The sequence below is a fragment of the Sphingorhabdus lutea genome (assembly GCF_001889025.1).
GTDB classification, from domain to species: Bacteria; Pseudomonadota; Alphaproteobacteria; order Sphingomonadales; family Sphingomonadaceae; genus Sphingorhabdus_B; species Sphingorhabdus_B lutea.
On sequence record NZ_CP018154.1, the window covers coordinates 1038306 to 1053863 of the forward strand.

General features: G+C 47.3%; 17 protein-coding genes and 1 tRNA gene. 11 read left to right on the forward strand and 7 right to left on the reverse strand.

The annotated features are described in order from the left end of the window. Positions 1-384: 384 nt before the first annotated feature. Positions 385-459, reverse strand: a tRNA-Gln gene (locus tag LPB140_RS04945). Positions 460-654: 195 nt separating this feature from the next. Continuing rightward, a complete protein-coding gene (locus tag LPB140_RS04950) occupies positions 655-1347 on the reverse strand; it encodes an HAD hydrolase-like protein (protein ID WP_072558903.1) in 693 nt (230 codons plus the stop codon). 109 nt (positions 1348-1456) lie between these two features. On the opposite strand from LPB140_RS04950, the gene glmU reads away from it, so the two are divergent. The 7 genes from glmU (at position 1457) to LPB140_RS04985 (ending at position 6975) form a co-directional block, all read left to right on the forward strand. Continuing rightward, entirely contained in the window at positions 1457-2815 is a 1359-nt protein-coding gene (glmU, locus tag LPB140_RS04955; RefSeq protein WP_072558904.1) for a bifunctional UDP-N-acetylglucosamine diphosphorylase/glucosamine-1-phosphate N-acetyltransferase GlmU, read from the forward strand. A 253-nt stretch (positions 2816-3068) separates the two neighbouring features. After that, complete coding sequence (locus LPB140_RS04960) at positions 3069-3293, forward strand: ribbon-helix-helix protein, CopG family (protein ID WP_072558905.1); 225 nt, start codon at positions 3069-3071, stop codon at positions 3291-3293. Positions 3294-3306: 13 nt separating this feature from the next. Further along, on the forward strand, positions 3307-3672 hold the full coding sequence (locus tag LPB140_RS04965; protein ID WP_072558906.1) for a PIN domain-containing protein: 366 nt from the start codon (positions 3307-3309) through the stop codon (positions 3670-3672). 18 nt (positions 3673-3690) lie between these two features. Next, a complete protein-coding gene (gene glmS, locus LPB140_RS04970) occupies positions 3691-5514 on the forward strand; it encodes a glutamine--fructose-6-phosphate transaminase (isomerizing) (RefSeq protein ID WP_072558907.1) in 1824 nt (607 codons plus the stop codon). A gap of 103 nt (positions 5515-5617) precedes the next feature. Then, positions 5618-6259, forward strand: coding sequence for a DUF805 domain-containing protein (locus tag LPB140_RS04975; RefSeq protein ID WP_156874140.1), 642 nt, complete (start codon positions 5618-5620; stop codon positions 6257-6259). Positions 6260-6331: 72 nt separating this feature from the next. After that, complete coding sequence (locus LPB140_RS04980) at positions 6332-6541, forward strand: hypothetical protein (RefSeq protein ID WP_072558909.1); 210 nt, start codon at positions 6332-6334, stop codon at positions 6539-6541. Then, complete coding sequence (locus LPB140_RS04985) at positions 6538-6975, forward strand: OsmC family protein (RefSeq protein WP_072558910.1); 438 nt, start codon at positions 6538-6540, stop codon at positions 6973-6975. Before LPB140_RS04980 ends, LPB140_RS04985 begins: the two co-directional genes overlap by 4 nt. Before the next feature lie 94 nt (positions 6976-7069). On the opposite strand, the gene LPB140_RS12315 is transcribed toward LPB140_RS04985, so the two are convergent. Further along, positions 7070-7213: a hypothetical protein gene (locus tag LPB140_RS12315; protein ID WP_156874141.1), complete on the reverse strand. Its 144-nt coding sequence runs from the start codon at positions 7211-7213 to the stop codon at positions 7070-7072. Positions 7214-7470: 257 nt separating this feature from the next. Here LPB140_RS12315 and LPB140_RS04990 point away from each other — a divergent pair, with 257 nt between their 5' ends. From LPB140_RS04990 to LPB140_RS05010, 4 genes are all read left to right on the forward strand, one after another. Further along, positions 7471-8670, forward strand: a complete 1200-nt coding sequence (locus LPB140_RS04990) for an aspartate aminotransferase family protein (RefSeq protein ID WP_072558911.1) — start codon at positions 7471-7473, stop codon at positions 8668-8670. Then, a complete protein-coding gene (argF, locus tag LPB140_RS04995) occupies positions 8667-9626 on the forward strand; it encodes an ornithine carbamoyltransferase (protein ID WP_072558912.1) in 960 nt (319 codons plus the stop codon). Before LPB140_RS04990 ends, argF begins: the two co-directional genes overlap by 4 nt. Then, on the forward strand, positions 9619-10530 hold the full coding sequence (gene hslO / locus LPB140_RS05000; protein WP_072558913.1) for an Hsp33 family molecular chaperone HslO: 912 nt from the start codon (positions 9619-9621) through the stop codon (positions 10528-10530). Before argF ends, hslO begins: the two co-directional genes overlap by 8 nt. Positions 10531-10686: 156 nt before the next feature. Further along, a complete protein-coding gene (locus LPB140_RS05010) occupies positions 10687-11127 on the forward strand; it encodes a DUF3617 domain-containing protein (protein ID WP_072558915.1) in 441 nt (146 codons plus the stop codon). A 210-nt stretch (positions 11128-11337) separates the two neighbouring features. Here LPB140_RS05010 and LPB140_RS05015 read toward each other — a convergent pair whose 3' ends face one another. The 4 genes from LPB140_RS05015 to LPB140_RS05030 form a co-directional block, all read right to left on the reverse strand. Then, positions 11338-12513 carry an acyl-CoA dehydrogenase gene (locus LPB140_RS05015; protein ID WP_072558916.1) on the reverse strand — a complete coding sequence of 392 codons (1176 nt, stop codon included), beginning with the start codon at positions 12511-12513 and terminating at the stop codon, positions 11338-11340. A 33-nt stretch (positions 12514-12546) separates the two neighbouring features. Further along, positions 12547-13068 carry a cytochrome b gene (locus tag LPB140_RS05020; protein WP_072558917.1) on the reverse strand — a complete coding sequence of 174 codons (522 nt, stop codon included), beginning with the start codon at positions 13066-13068 and terminating at the stop codon, positions 12547-12549. Positions 13069-13152: 84 nt separating this feature from the next. After that, positions 13153-13932: a SapC family protein gene (locus LPB140_RS05025; protein ID WP_072558918.1), complete on the reverse strand. Its 780-nt coding sequence runs from the start codon at positions 13930-13932 to the stop codon at positions 13153-13155. Positions 13933-14044: 112 nt separating this feature from the next. After that, complete coding sequence (locus LPB140_RS05030) at positions 14045-15475, reverse strand: FAD-binding oxidoreductase (protein WP_232223459.1); 1431 nt, start codon at positions 15473-15475, stop codon at positions 14045-14047. Between the last annotated feature and the right edge of the window lie 83 nt (positions 15476-15558).

Genomic DNA, 15558 nt, shown 5'->3' on the forward strand with positions numbered 1-15558 from the left:
TAATAGGTTAAATAAATGCCCCTATTGCCACAGCATGGGGCATTTTTTATGCGCATAATTGACATCGTGAGTAAGTTGCAAATATTGCAATTCACTATCATCTTTTCGCAATTGCACAATAATCATTTTCGCTGCATATCAGGTTCATCAGATGGCTACGGTCATCTTGGCCCTGACAGAGACTTTCCTCTCTCCTCCTCTCCCTCTCTGTCGGGAAGAATTTACGGCTCTTGCACATGGTGCAAGGGCCGTTTTTCATTCCCACATACAGATTAAAAATAAATCATATCAAAGCATATAAGCGCATGCAGGTAGGGCCATGTGACAAATAGGGCCATATGATAAATGATGCCGCAGCGAATATAAATTTATAATGGAAAAAAATGGCTGGGGTGGCAGGGATCGAACCTGCGCATGTCGGTATCAAAAACCGATGCCTTACCGCTTGGCTACACCCCAGCAAGGGTCGATATCATTACCTGATTAGATAATATATATCGCCAATGCGCGGCTATTATCGAAACTATTCCCATTGGGCAAGACTTGTTGCCGAAAAAAATAATATTTTTTTGAAAAAAACCAAATGCAGGGCGCAATTAGGCCATTTTTCGCATATTTTGCCGCATATTGCCGCAATATAATATTTTGACCGTCCTATATGCGAGCGGCAATGGCGCGCAGCGTGTCAAATAATTCATCATAATGATCAATAATCGCATCCGCGCCCAAACTTTCCACCGGTTGATGCAAAAAACCAAAGCTGACCGCCACGGCGGGTATGCCCGCATTATGCGCGGCCATGACATCATATATGGAATCGCCGATAAAGGCGGCCGGGGTTTCGCCAACCGTGCCGCCGCAGCGGCTAATCATTTCATCAATGGGCGCACGATGGGGCTTTGACATGCCCTTACCCATAGTATCTCCGCCTATAATACAGGCGAATCGGTCAATCATGCCTATTTCGTTCAGCAATTTGACTGCGAATCGTTCATATTTATTGGTCACCACGGCCATGATGATTCCCATTTCGTCGCAGCGGTCCATGAATCGGTCCAATCCATCAAATGGCGGAGAGCCGCTGCCCAAATTTTCGCCATAATGGTCCAATAATATGGGCAAATATTCGTCAATCAGCATATCATCAACGCCGCCCGATTTTTCCAATCCCACGGTGAGCATATGTTTCGCGCCAAGGCCGACCATAGGCTTTACCTCTGCCATGGTCAGGGCGGGGCGGCCCGCCTTTGCCAAAGTGTAATTTACCGATGCGGTAAGTTCTGGACTGGTATCTAGCAAAGTGCCGTCCAAATCAAATCCGATTATTTTATAGGGGAAATTTGTCATATTTTGTTATCCTCGCTAACTTTGCTGGAATTTGCAAGCATGTCATGGCAAAGAAATATTAAACAGTATAAAATAGAGGCAAATGCCCCATATAAACAGAGGAAAATTCATGTCCAAAACACCATTAGCCGCAATTATTTTGGCCGCAGGACAGGGGACGCGGATGAAGTCCGATTTGCATAAGGTGCTGCACCCGTTGGCAGGTAAGCCAATGGTGCATCATTTATTGGATAGTGTTTCACAATTGAACGTTGAAAAAATGGTCGTTATTGTTGGGTCGCGCAAAGAACAGCTGGAGGCCAGCCTTGCCCCCCGCATTGCCGAGCATAAGGTTGTTTTGGCCGAGCAAAGCGAGATGTTGGGCACGGGGCATGCCGTGGCACAGGCCAGCGGCGCATTGGCGGGCTTTGAAGGCAATATTTTAATATTATTTGGCGATGTGCCCTTAACCTCTGCAGCCACCATGCAAATTATGTTGGAACGTTTAGAGGCGAAGGACAAACCGCAAACGGTGGTATTGGGCTTTCGCCATAAAGATCCCGCCGCCTATGGCCGGATTATCGCCGATGAGGATCAAATTATCCATAAAATGGTGGAGTTTAAGGACGCCAATAGCGATGAGCGCAAGGTGAATTTATGCAATAGCGGGTTGATGGCGGTGCGGTCCGCTGATTTATTCGACCTGCTTGACCAAATTGATAATGATAATGCGGCGGGCGAATATTATCTGCCCGATATTGTGATGTTGCCTGGGCCGCCAAGTGCAGTGGTCATTGCCGATGATGAAAAGGAAGTTACCGGCGTGAACAGCCGCGCGGAATTGGCCGCGCTGGAGCAATTATGGCAGCAAAATCGCCGAGCAACCGCCATGGCCGATGGTGCGTCAATGATTGCGCCGGACACGGTCTGGTTCTCCCATGACACAAAAATTGGCCGTGATGTGGTGATTGAACCCAATGTGGTTTTTGGCGCGGGCGTGGAAATTGCCGATAAAGTTACCATTCATGCATTTTCCCATTTGGAGGGGGCAAAAGTGGCTTCGGGCGCGAAAGTCGGGCCATATGCGCGGTTGCGCCCGGGTGCAGTGATGGAGGAAGATAGCAAGGTTGGCAATTTTGTTGAGGTGAAAAAGGCTGTTCTTGGCAAAGGAGCAAAGGCCAATCATTTAAGCTATATTGGTGATGCAAATGTTGGCGCGGGCGCAAATATTGGCGCGGGCACAATTACGTGCAATTATGATGGATATTTCAAATATCAGACCAATATAGGCGAGGGGGCATTTGTAGGTAGTAACAGCGCCCTTGTCGCGCCGGTTAATATTGGGCGCGGCGCGATTGTCGCGGCGGGCAGCACCGTCACCCGCGATGTTGGCGATGGGGAACTGCGCCTTGTCCGCGCGGAACAAGCGGTAAAACCGGGCTGGGCCGACCGATTTAATGATGCAATGCGCAAGAAAAAGGGCGGTTAGGAGCTAGGCTTTCCATTGTTCGTGCTTTTTTTAAGTTGGCATTGTGTTTTTCTAATGGCGTCATCCCCAAGCAATTGGAGGGCGGAAAGCGATACTCATAAAGCTGGATTCCCGTTTTCACGGGGATGACGGCGGCAATGTTGGAATGACGCTTGGGACGCAGGTAAAGACGGGCTATTTATATAGCAGCTAAGGCAAAAAATATTTGATATAGGTTGACATGATATCATAAGTTGATATACATATATCAGTTATGAGAATATTAGCCGATTTACCCGATGATGATGTTAACTGGCTGGATGAAATGGCGCAGCAACAGGGAAAATCGCGCGCGCAATTATTGCGCGATGCGGTGGCGGCTTTTCGGGCGGATATGATGCGCGATTGGATTTTGGACGGGGCGTCATATTGGGCGGGTAAAGCGCCGCCGGCAGAAACTATGGCCCGTGATGAAAAACCATATGGCGATAAAATATGAGTGGGGATAAAATATGAGCGCCCCATTTTTTGACAGTGATATATTGACCGATTGGTTGCGCGGCGTTCCTTCTGCAAAGCAGGAGCTTTCCCGATATGCACAACATAGGATGAGCCGCATTTGTTGGACCGAGTTAATGGCATGTGAGCCATTGGAAACGCGGCGAAATTTACAAAAAATATTATATCCGATTGAGGTGGTGGAGGTGGATGCCCGCATTGCCGATGCCGCCGCAACCATTATGTATCGCAATAATATTGCGCTGCAACGGGCGATTATCCTTGCCACAGCACAGGTTAATGGTTCCATTCTTATCACCCGTAATATAAAGGATTTTTCAGCAGAGATGCCGGGAATCCGAATCCCCTATAAAATATAAGAAAAAAGGCTTAAAATCATGTGCGGAATTATTGGTATTGTTGGCAAAGAAGCGGTGTCCGATCGATTGGTGGATGGATTGAAACGGATGGAATATCGCGGATATGACAGCGCGGGTGTTTGCACCGTTCAGGATGGCCAGCTTATCCGCCGCCGTGCGGAAGGCAAATTAAAGAATCTGGTCGAGGTACTGAAGCAAGATGATGCTGCGGGCAATGTCGGCATTGCGCACACACGCTGGGCCACCCATGGCGCGCCAACCACCAATAATGCACACCCCCACGCCACGGGCGAGCTTGCGCTGGTCCATAATGGCATTATTGAAAATTTCAAACCCCTGCGGGAGGGGTTGGCCGCACGGGGCCGCAGTTTTGAAAGTGAAACCGATACCGAAGTGGTCGCGCATCTTGTTTCTGAACAGGTGGAGGCGGGATTATCTCCACAGGATGCAGTAAAGGCCGTATTGCCAACTTTGCGCGGTGCATTTGCACTTGCCATTGCGTTTCGTTCGCACCCCGATATGTTAATTGGCGCGCGGCTTGGCTCGCCGCTTGTGGTGGGATATGGCGATGGCGAAACCTATTTGGGCAGTGATGCACTTGCCCTTGCCCCCTTAACTCAAAAAATCGCCTATTTGGAAGAAGGCGATTGGGTGATTATCACCCGTGATGGCGCACAAATTTTTGATGAAAATAACAATGCGGTTACCCGCGAAATCACCACCAGCGGCGTTTCGGCTGCCACCATTGAAAAGGGCAATTATCGCCATTTCATGCAAAAAGAAATTTTTGAACAACCCACTGTAGTGGCGCAAACATTGCGCAGCTATATTCGCCCATTGGAACAGCAAGTGGCATTACCGCAAATGGATTTTGACTTATCCAGTATCAGCCGGGTAACCATTGTTGCGTGCGGCACATCTTTTTATGCGGGCATGGTCGCCAAATATTGGTTTGAAACATTTGCCCGTGTGCCCGTGGATTTGGATTTTGCGTCCGAATTTCGTTACCGCGATCCGGTGTTGGAGGATGGCGGCTTGGCGCTGTTCATTTCTCAATCTGGGGAAACGGCGGACACATTGGCCGCTTTGCGCCATGCAAAATCCGAAGGACAAAAAATCGCCGTTGTGGTGAATGTGCCGACCAGTTCAATGGCGCGGGAGGCGGATTTGCTGCTCCCCACCCATGCTGGGCCAGAAATTGGCGTGGCATCGACCAAGGCATTTTCATGTCAATTGGCGGTATTGGCCGCTTTGGCTGCGCATTTGGCGGTAGTGAAAGGTAAAATGACCCGCGATGAAGAACGCGATATTGTGGAACATTTAACCGAAACTCCTGCCGCCCTTAACGCCGCATTGGCGCATGACAAGGATATTGAGGCGATGGCGCATTTAATCGCGCCCGCGCGTGACGTACTATATTTGGGGCGCGGTCCGGATTATCCATTGGCGTTGGAGGGCGCGTTAAAATTAAAAGAAATAAGCTATATTCATGCGGAGGGTTATGCATCAGGTGAAATGAAACATGGTCCCATCGCCCTGATTGATGAGGCTGTGCCCGTTATTGTTCTTGCCCCATCTGGCCCATTATTTGAAAAAACAGTCAGCAATATGCAGGAAGTTCGCGCGCGCGGCGGCAAAATTGTGCTGATTTCTGATGCCGAAGGATTGGCCGAGGCGGGCGAGGGGTGCATGGCCACCATTGAAATGCCAAAAGTTCACCCGTTAATTGCGCCATTGGTCTATGCCGTGCCGGTGCAACTATTGGCATATCATGTTGCCTGTGCCAAGGGGACGGATGTTGACCAACCGCGCAATTTGGCGAAAAGCGTGACGGTAGAATAAATTTATATTTTTCTGTGGGATAGCCGAATAAATTTCGTTTTTGTTTAGCAAATTTTTACCAATTATCTTTATTGAGGAAATTTCTACAAAAGCGAGGTTTATCATGGTGCAGGATGAATATGCCTATGTTGGGCGCGGAGAATATTGGAAATATTTTTTTACAATTGGCATAGTTAGCATTGGGCTGCTTGTCGGGATGATATTTTGCCTGCTCAGTCTGGAATTATTGCTCACCTTGATATTGGGATTGGCCTTATTCTCCTTGGGTATTTACTTTCGGATTATCATGGCGCGGCGCTGCCGCGATATTGGATGGCCGGTGGAATTGGTATGGATATCATGTGGGTTTCAAATTTTTTTGGGGTTTGTCACGCAAAAAACATTTGATCCCAATATAATGCAAGATAACCCGCCAAGTATTTTCATATTATTATTGGTATTTAGCGATTTATTTTTGGCCATTATTATTGGTTGCATTGCCGGACCGGATAGGGGTCGCAAGAAAAAACTGGCAGGAATAAATTCGGATGACCTGCCCAGTAAATATAGTGTTTATCATGATTTAGAACCCAGCCAAAAAAGCAATATAAACCGCAATGAAGATAGGTGGCGGGAGGTTTTCTATAGCCAAGAAGATCAGAGAAAGCCGGCCAAAATGACTTTTAATGATAAGGTGACGACAGAGCAAAAAGATAGTTTATATTTGCCAAACAAACCCACAATATTTGGCCGTAAAAGGACATGATGCGAATGTCAGTGCTGGGGGCGTTGATAAAGCAGCTTGCATTTGGAAGTCTGGGCTGTCAATTTTACCCTTATGACACCAGTAGTAAAAATCATCCTCATCACCATCCTTTTATTTATCGGATTTAATCTGTTCCTTTATGGGCGGTTTCGCCGTGTGATGCGCGAAATTAAAAAACAGGCCGAATTACAAGCAGATGCAGCAGAGGCCGAAGCAAGGGGGCAAATTATTGAAGGCTCAGCCAGTATAAAAAAGGCCAGCATAAAAGAAGATGATGCATGAGCGATCATCCAAATCCCATCGCCATTGTTGAAAGCAGTGATGGCCAATATGCACAGGCCATAAAATCGCGCATGCATCATTGGAATGCGGGTGAGCCAGAAAGTTTGGGCGGCACAGATAACGGCCCAACACCATATGAATTATTATTATCTGCATTGGGTGCTTGCACATCCATAACATTGGAAATGTATGCCGCGCGCAAGGGGTGGCCGCTTACAAAAGTGCATGTCATATTGGAGCATAGCCGCGAGGTGCGCAAGGGCGCATCCGGACAGGAAAATGACGGCAAACCGATCGATATGATTGACCGGATTGTTACATTGGAAGGTGATTTGAACGAGCAGCAGCGCGCGCGTTTAATTGAAATAGCCGAAAAATGCCCGGTGCATCGCACCTTGATGAACCAGATTATTATTTCAACCCAGCTTATATAATATTATAAAATAAAGAAAAACATCCGGTCGGGTGAGCAATCAGGGAGGGGTGCTGCTCACCCGACCGGAGTGAGTCGGCTGATTAAGATGGGGTTTATCTTAACAGCCAAAAAATAATACGGTTACCCGTGGGCCAAAAACCCACACTGCCTTCATGACGGAGGGAGCTTTTCCCGCCTTTTTGCTTTGCAACGCCAAAGCCGAATTGATGTGCAAATTTTTTTGCGATTGCCGTCATGATATGCCCCTATATTTTTATTTCGATAACAATGTGAATAGCGATAGGATGTGACAGGGTGGCGCAGCATTTGTGACAGAAATTTGAAAATGCGATTTTTTTTTAGTTTTTTTGCGGGAGGTCAATATCCGCTTATATATGATGACAAAGATTGACCCCGCGTCATGCGGGCGATATATCGCAAAAATATATTGATGATGCGGCCCTGAAACTGGCCGCCTTTTTTTATTTTTTCTTTAAGCACAGGAAGGTTTTTTATGACTATTACACCATTAATGCCCGTTTATCCGCGTTGTGGCTTTCGTCCTGTGCGAGGAGAGGGCGCATGGTTGATAAGCGAGGATGGCAGCCGCGCATTGGATTTTGCCAGTGGTATTGCGGTGAATCTATTGGGGCATGGCCACCCACATTTGACCAAGGCGATACAGGAACAGGCCGCCACCTTAATGCATGTGTCCAACCTATATGGCAGCCCGCAGGGGGAAAAATTTGCCCAGCGGTTGGTTGATTCCACCTTTGCCGATACCGTATTTTTCACCAATAGCGGGGCTGAGGCGGTGGAATGTGCGATTAAAACCGCCCGCGCCTATCACCAAAATGGACCAGAAGGCAGCGCCAGCGATCGACATGAAATAATCACTTTCAAAAATGCCTTTCATGGCCGCACCTTGGCCACGATTAGCGCGTCAAATCAGGATAAAATGCATAAAGGATTTGCCCCATTATTAAATGGTTTCAAATATGTTGATTTTGATGATTTAGAAGGGGTAAAGGCCGCCATTACCGATAAAACAGCGGGCTTTTTGGTTGAGCCTGTTCAAGGCGAGGGCGGCGTTCGTCCTGCATCTGTTGAATTTATGAAGGGGCTTCGCGCTTTGGCGGATGAGCATGATTTGATGCTTGTTCTGGACGAAGTGCAATGCGGCGTGGCCCGCACGGGCACATTATATGCGTATGAACAATATGGCATTGTCCCCGACATTATGGCCAGTGCAAAGGGCATTGGCGGCGGTTTTCCCTTTGGCGCATGCCTTGCCACGCAAAAGGCAGCGCGCGGCATGGTTATCGGTACGCATGGCAGCACCTATGGCGGCAATCCATTGGCGATGGCGGCGGGCAATGCAGTGTGGGATATTGTGGCAAATGATGAATTTTTGGCACAGGTGCGCGAAACAGCCGAGAAATTGCGCAGTGCATTGGAACAATTTATTGGCAATTATCCCGATTTATTTGAATTTGTGCGCGGCATGGGTTTGATGATGGGTATTAAAATGACGCATGAGGCACGTGCCTTTGTGGCGCATTTGCGCGATAATCATGGGCTGCTTACCGTGGCGGCGGGCGATAATACGCTGCGTATTTTGCCACCATTAAATATTACAGAAGGCGACATATCGACCTTTATTGAAAAATTATCAGCAGGGAGCGCCGATTATATTCGGCCAGATGCGGCATGAGTTTAACAAAAAAACGTGACTTTTTGAATTTATCCGACGCGGGCGGCAATGCGATTGCCGCAATGATAAATGATGCGATGGCGCGAAAGGCTGCGCGTAAATTTGCCGATGGCGGCGAATGGCCAAAAGGTATGGTGGATGATGACGCGCCGCTTAAAGGCCATGTTTTGGGCATGATTTTTGAAAAAAACTCCACCCGTACCCGCGTTTCCTTTGACATGGCCATCCGCCAGCTTGGCGGGACCAGCATTGTGATGGATGCGGGCGGGATGCAGCTTGGTCGCGGGGAAAGCATTGCCGATACCGCGCGGGTTTTATCACGTTATGTAGATGCCATTATGATCCGCACCGATGATCATGAAAAAATTGAACAAATGGCGAAATATGCCAGCGTTCCGGTGATAAATGGCTTAACCGATTTGTCGCACCCATGCCAAATTATGGCCGATATGTTGACCATAGTGGAACATGGCAAATCGCTTCCCGGCTTAAATATTGCATGGTTTGGTGATGGGAATAATGTGCTGCATTCCATATTGGAAGCAGCGGCATTAATGAAATTTAATGTCCGTATCGCCGTGCCGCAGGGATATGAACCCGATGCGGCCTTTATGGACATGGCAAAAAATGCAGGAGCAGAGATTTTGCTGACCCGCGATGCAGCCGAGGCGGCAAAGGATGCAGATATTATCGTTACCGATACATGGGTGTCTATGGGGCAGGAACATGCCCATAATAAATTGGCTGCCATGGCCCCATATCAGGTTAATGATGATTTGATGAAGCAGGCAAAATCGGGCGCACTTTTCCTACACTGCCTTCCCGCCCATGTCGGCGAAGAGGTTAGCGAAGAAGTGATAGAGGGCGTGCAATCGGTTGTGTTTGATGAGGCAGAAAACCGCCTGCATGCACAAAAATCCGTTCTTTTATGGTGTTTTGGAAAAATAAATGGCTGAAACTGACATTTTCGTTGATCAGCCTTTGCGCTTTTCCCTGCCAGAATTAAATGCGCGGGGTCGTTTGGTGCGTCTTGATGCATTATTGGCCGATATTTTGGGAACGCATAATTACCCCCCTGCGGTTGAGAAATTATTGGCAGAGGCGCTGGTCATTGCCGTTTTGCTTGGCTCACTGTTAAAAGATGCGGGCGGCCAATTGACGATGCAGGCGCAAACCGAAAATGGCCCAATTCGGTTATTGGTATGTGATTTTAAACAATCAACCGTGCGCGGCCATGTGCAATTTGATGCAGATGCGGTCGCCGCCTTGCCTGTTAATACTTCGCTTTTTGCCTTATTTGGCAAGGGGTTCTTGGCCATTACCTTTGATCAGGAAAAACAAATGGGCAGCGAAGGGCGATATCAAGGCATTGTCCCGTTGGAGGGGGAATCGCTGGCCCATGCTACCGAATATTATTTTGCGCAATCGGAACAATTGCCCACCTTATTACGCGTGGCGGTGGACCATGTTGATGGAAAATGTGTTGCGGCGGGCATGATTGTTCAACATTTGGCAGAGGGTGAAGAAGGGCGTGAGCGCCTGCACACCAAAATGGATCATCCTGCATGGGAACATGTTCGTGCGCTTGGCGAAACAATTTCCGCCGATGAATTGGTTGACCCTGGCTTGTCGATGCAAGATATAATCTGGCGTTTATTTCATGAAAGCGAAATACGGGTCGAAAATGGAACATTTTTGACCAAAGGTTGCCGTTGTGACATTGGCCATATTCGCAATGTTATTGGTAAATTCCCCGCCGATGAACGCGCCGAAATGGCCAATGATGCTGGCGATATTTTGGTGCATTGCGAATTTTGTTCAAAGGATTTCCCTTTGTCTTTGAACAGTTTTAATAATTAAACCCAATATAAATAAGCCAAATATTGTCACAGATATGACAAAATTTGTTCATATTCTGCCCATTAGAATCGGTTATAAGTAAAATATTAAAGTCGCATATATCCATCATTTTAGGAAAATATTGATATGCAATTTTACCGGGGCAGATTTCAAAATATGGTGAAACTTTCCACTTCATTGGCATGGCGGCGTATCCAATGTGTCTTGGGCGCTGTGGCCTTTTTGGGGGTTAGCACCGCCGGATTGGCCGCAGCTGCTTTGGCAATGGCGGATGATAATAAACTGTCATCTTTGGCAATTGGTAAATGGTCATTTAAGATGACATCTGGAAATTTGGATCAAAATAGCATTTGTGTGCGTGACCAAAGCAAATTGTTAATATTAAAACATGGCAATATGGTGTGTGACACGAATTTCCTGCGCGCAAATGCAAATAGCATGACCTATAGCTATAGCTGTGCAGGGACAGCGCAGGGAATTACCACCATTCGGATTGAGCATAGCCGATTGGTGCATATTCATTCGCAAGGCGTGCATAATGGTGCGCCCTATTCCTTTGCCGCAGAGGGGCGGCATATGTCGACCAGTTGCCGTTAAGCATTTAATTTAATTAAAAATATAAATTTAACCAAAAATTAACCATATTTGGGTTAAAAGGAAATTGTTGTATCTCCTTGGATACACTTTCCTCCCTAACTCGCTTTTTGTTAAAGCAAAAGGGCCATTTGCAACTATGCAGATGGCCCATTTTTTTGCCTTATTTACAGCAAAATTTACAGCAAATGATGATTTACATGATGCCGATTATCAAAAAGCAGCAATTCCGGTAATGGCGCGGCCCATGATTAACGCATGGACATCATGCGCCCCTTCATATGTGTTGACCGTTTCTAAATTGGTCATGTGGCGCATTACCTGATATTCCTCTGAAATACCATTGCCGCCATGCATATCGCGTGCTTGGCGGGCAATATCCAATGCCTTGCCTACATTGTTACGTTTGACGATGGAAATCATTTCAGGTGCAAATTTATGTTCATCCATTAAACGGCCCACACGCAAAGACGCCTGAAGACCCAATGAAATATCGGTTTGCATATCGGCCAATTTTTTCTGAAATAATTGGGTGGCGGCCAATGGGCGGCCAAATTGATGCCGATCCAACCCATATTGCCGCGCGGCGTGGAAACAAAATTCCGCCGCGCCCAATGCACCCCAGCTAATGCCATAACGCGCACGGTTAAGGCAGCTAAATGGTCCTTTTAATCCCGAAATTTCGGGGAACATCGCATCTTCGCTCACCTCTACCTCATCCATCATGATCATGCCGGTGGTGGAGGCGCGAAGCGACAATTTTCCCTCAATCTTTGGGGCGCTTAATCCCTTCATCCCTTTTTCAAGGACAAAGCCGCGTATTGCGCCGCCATGTGCCTCTGATTTTGCCCAAATGACAAAAACATCGGCAAAGGGCGCGTTGGAAATCCATGTTTTGCTGCCCGAAATGCTATATCCGCCGTCAATTTTTTTGGCCACGGTGCGCATTCCGGCGGGGTCGGACCCTGCATCAGGTTCGGTTAAGCCAAAACAGCCGATAAGCTCCCCTGAACATAATCCGGGTAAATATTTGCGTTTTTGTTCTTCATTGCCAAAGGCGGAAATGGGGTAAATAACCAAGGAGCTTTGCACCGACATCATCGAGCGATAGCCGGAATCCACACGCTCCACCTCACGCGCGACAAGGCCATAGGCAACATAGCTTGCCCCTGCGCCGCCATATTCAGGGTCCAATGTCGCGCCCAATAGGCCGGTTTGACCCATTAGGGGGAAAAGCTCTGGCGCGTCCAATTCCTCGCGATAGGCGGCAATAACGCGCGGTTGCAATTCGCTTTGCGCAAAATCATGCGCGGTGTCGCGGATCATCCTTTCATCATCGGTCAATTGATCGTTGATGAAAAAGGGATCGCTCCAATCAAATGGGGTCATGATGTAAAAATGCTCCGATTAAATAAATAAATTTTATGGCATCATACGTTGCAGTAGGGGCAAACGTTCAATAAATTGATGTTTTAACGCGCCCAATAAATGCAGCACAATCAATATTAACATGGCCTTTCCGCCAATTTCATGCCCCTCATGCGCGATGTCGGCCAATGCCTTATTGCCCACAACGGGCAGCACAGGCATGTCGAACAACCCAAACATGTTGATGGGCGCAGGATAGGTGGACATCCACAACCATCCGCCAAGCGGCAGACCAATCATCAATGCATAAAAAATAAAATGCGCCGCCTTGGCCATGCTGGTTTCCCAGCCGGAAATTTGTTCCATGGGGGCGGGGCGTTTATGCGTGACGCGCCAATAAAGGCGAAAGAGGGAGAAAAATAAAATGCAAATACCCAATGATTTATGCAAATCCATATAGGGCGCTCTTGCGGTCTTGCCTAAATCTTCGGTCAATTCGGCAAGGCCGATATTGGTGATGATTGCCGCAGCAATAATCCAATGAAGCAAGATGGCGATTTTACTATATTTTGTCATTTCTCTACTCTCCCCCTTAAAAATTATAAAGATTAACAAATTTTTTAAGGGAGGCCATATGAAATAGCCTCCCCAAAATATAATTTAAGCAGCAGGCGCTTCGGTCACCTGTGGTGCTTTGCCCTGCGCCACTTGAGCGGCAAATAAATCACGCATCAACTGCAGTGAAAATAAATGGGCATAAAGCAAAGGCAAAAGGCCATTTTGATTGATTTTGCGAAGTTCATCACCGCGCATTTCGCGCAATTTTTCTTCGTCAATCATTTTGAAACCGCGATATACAAATGGTTGCTCACGGCCTTCTTGTTGAATCGCGACTTCGCCGTCCATCAACAGACCCAATTTTTTAATTTCTTCGACAAATGATTGTGTGCGTGCGCCAGCTGTTTCGAAATCTTCACAAAATTTCAAAATATTTTTTGTGGTTTCGGTTGGCTTGCCATCTTCAAATAATGTGTCGCCGGTTTCATATGCGCCAATACCATCTGATGTTGGGTCAAAACAAAGTGACAATTCCTCGCTTTCGGGTGACAATTTCGCCAATAGGAAAGGGTAGCGGCGAATATATGCAGGGATATAAACAGGCGAGGTGAATTTGCCGTCTGCATCCATAAATGTATTGACGCCTTCATTCATGCCCATCAACACCAATGGCACGGGGTTTTCGCTGTCCGAAAAAATAATCGGATAATGGCGGCCTGCTTGCGCAAATTCGTCAATGGTTAATGGGATGGCATGATGCCCTTCCATAAATTTTGCGTCGTCAAAAGTTTTGGTGCGATATTTGCCATGTTCATTGCTGTTCAACGGCATTAAATCTTTATAAAGCAGTGGTAAGTTATTCGCTGGTGCGGCCGTGGCCATAAAATTCTCCAATATTATATAGTGACTCAAAAAAAAATTAGCATTGCTTTACGTGGGCAAGGCCGCGCTGGCAAGGGCAAAGCAAATAGGGGCGGATTGCCATATTTACTTATTAAGAAATTAATTTGCCGGGGTTCATGATATTATCAGGATCAATGGCAGTTTTAATTGCGCGCAACATGGTCATACGTGCGGGCGAGGATAAACGCCTTAAACAATCGCTTTTCACCTGACCAATGCCATGTTCGGCGGAAATTGACCCGCCAAATTCCTCCACCATGTCATAAACAAAATCCGAAATGGCATGGGCATCGCCATTATACCAGCTTTCGGCGTCCACGCCCGGGGGCGCTTTGACATGGAAATGCACATTGCCATCGCCCAAATGCCCAAAGGATAGGGGCAGGCAGCCTGCAAATTTTTGCTGAACCGCTGCGCCTGCTTGGTCAATAAAGCGCGGCATATCGACCACAGGCACGCTGATATCATGTTGTACGGCAGGGCCTTTTTTACGTTCGGCCTCCGATATACTGTCGCGGATAGTCCAAAAATCCAGCACATGTTGTTCATTTTGAGATAGGGTGGCGTTGGAAATTAACCCTGCGTCAAAAGCCTTCTCAAAAATTTTCTCTCCCAAATCATTGGGCGAAGTCATGTCTGATTGATCGCGAACAAATTCGATTAAAATATGCCATGGATATTCACCATCCAACGGACTTTTCATCGCAGGAATATGGTCCATAACCGCCGAAATGGCGGATTGGGGCATGATTTCAAATCCTTCCAACTGAGGTCCGGCCATGGCATCAATCATCATCAATAAATCATATGCCTTTTGCGTGCTGTCCGTCCCGCACCAAAGGACGCATCGATCGATTAAGGCAGGAACGGTGCGCAAGGTTGCGCCCGTGACAATGCCCAAACTGCCCTCTGCGCCCAAAATTAAATGGCGAATATCATAACCACGATTATCTTTTTTTAACGGGGCCATGCCGTTAAATATACTGCCATCGGGCAGGACAAATTCAATCCCATCGACCAAGGCACGCATCGTGCCATGCCGCAAAACCTGTGTTCCGCCCGCATTGGTGGAAATAAGCCCGCCAATTGTGGCTGATCCTTTGCCGCCAAGGGTAAGGGGGAAACGGCGGCCAATTTTTTCGGCATGTTCGTGCAAATGTTGCAAAATAACGCCTGCTTCGCATTTTATCGCGCCGCTTTGCGGATCGGCTGAAATAAATTTGTTCATCCGGCGTAGCGATAGCAAAACCGACCGTCCGCTTTTATCGGGTGTGGCGCCGCCTACCATGCCGCTATTGCCGCCTTGCGGGACAATGGGTAGTTTATGTTCGGCGCAAATTTTGACTATTTCAGAAACCTGCTGCGTTGTCGCGGGGGATAATAAAGCCAATGTCGTGCCGGTATATCGGCCGCGCCAATCGGTCAACCATGGTTCAATATCCGCGATATTTTGGGTAAAAGCTTTATCCCCCAAAATCTGGGATAATTTTTCCATGGCGATATTATCATGCTGCGCGGTCAAAATATGTCTCTTTATATATTATTGTGTCATTTAGTAAGTAATTCATCCTTTGTTCAATCTCAATGCTTAAACAAGGATATATT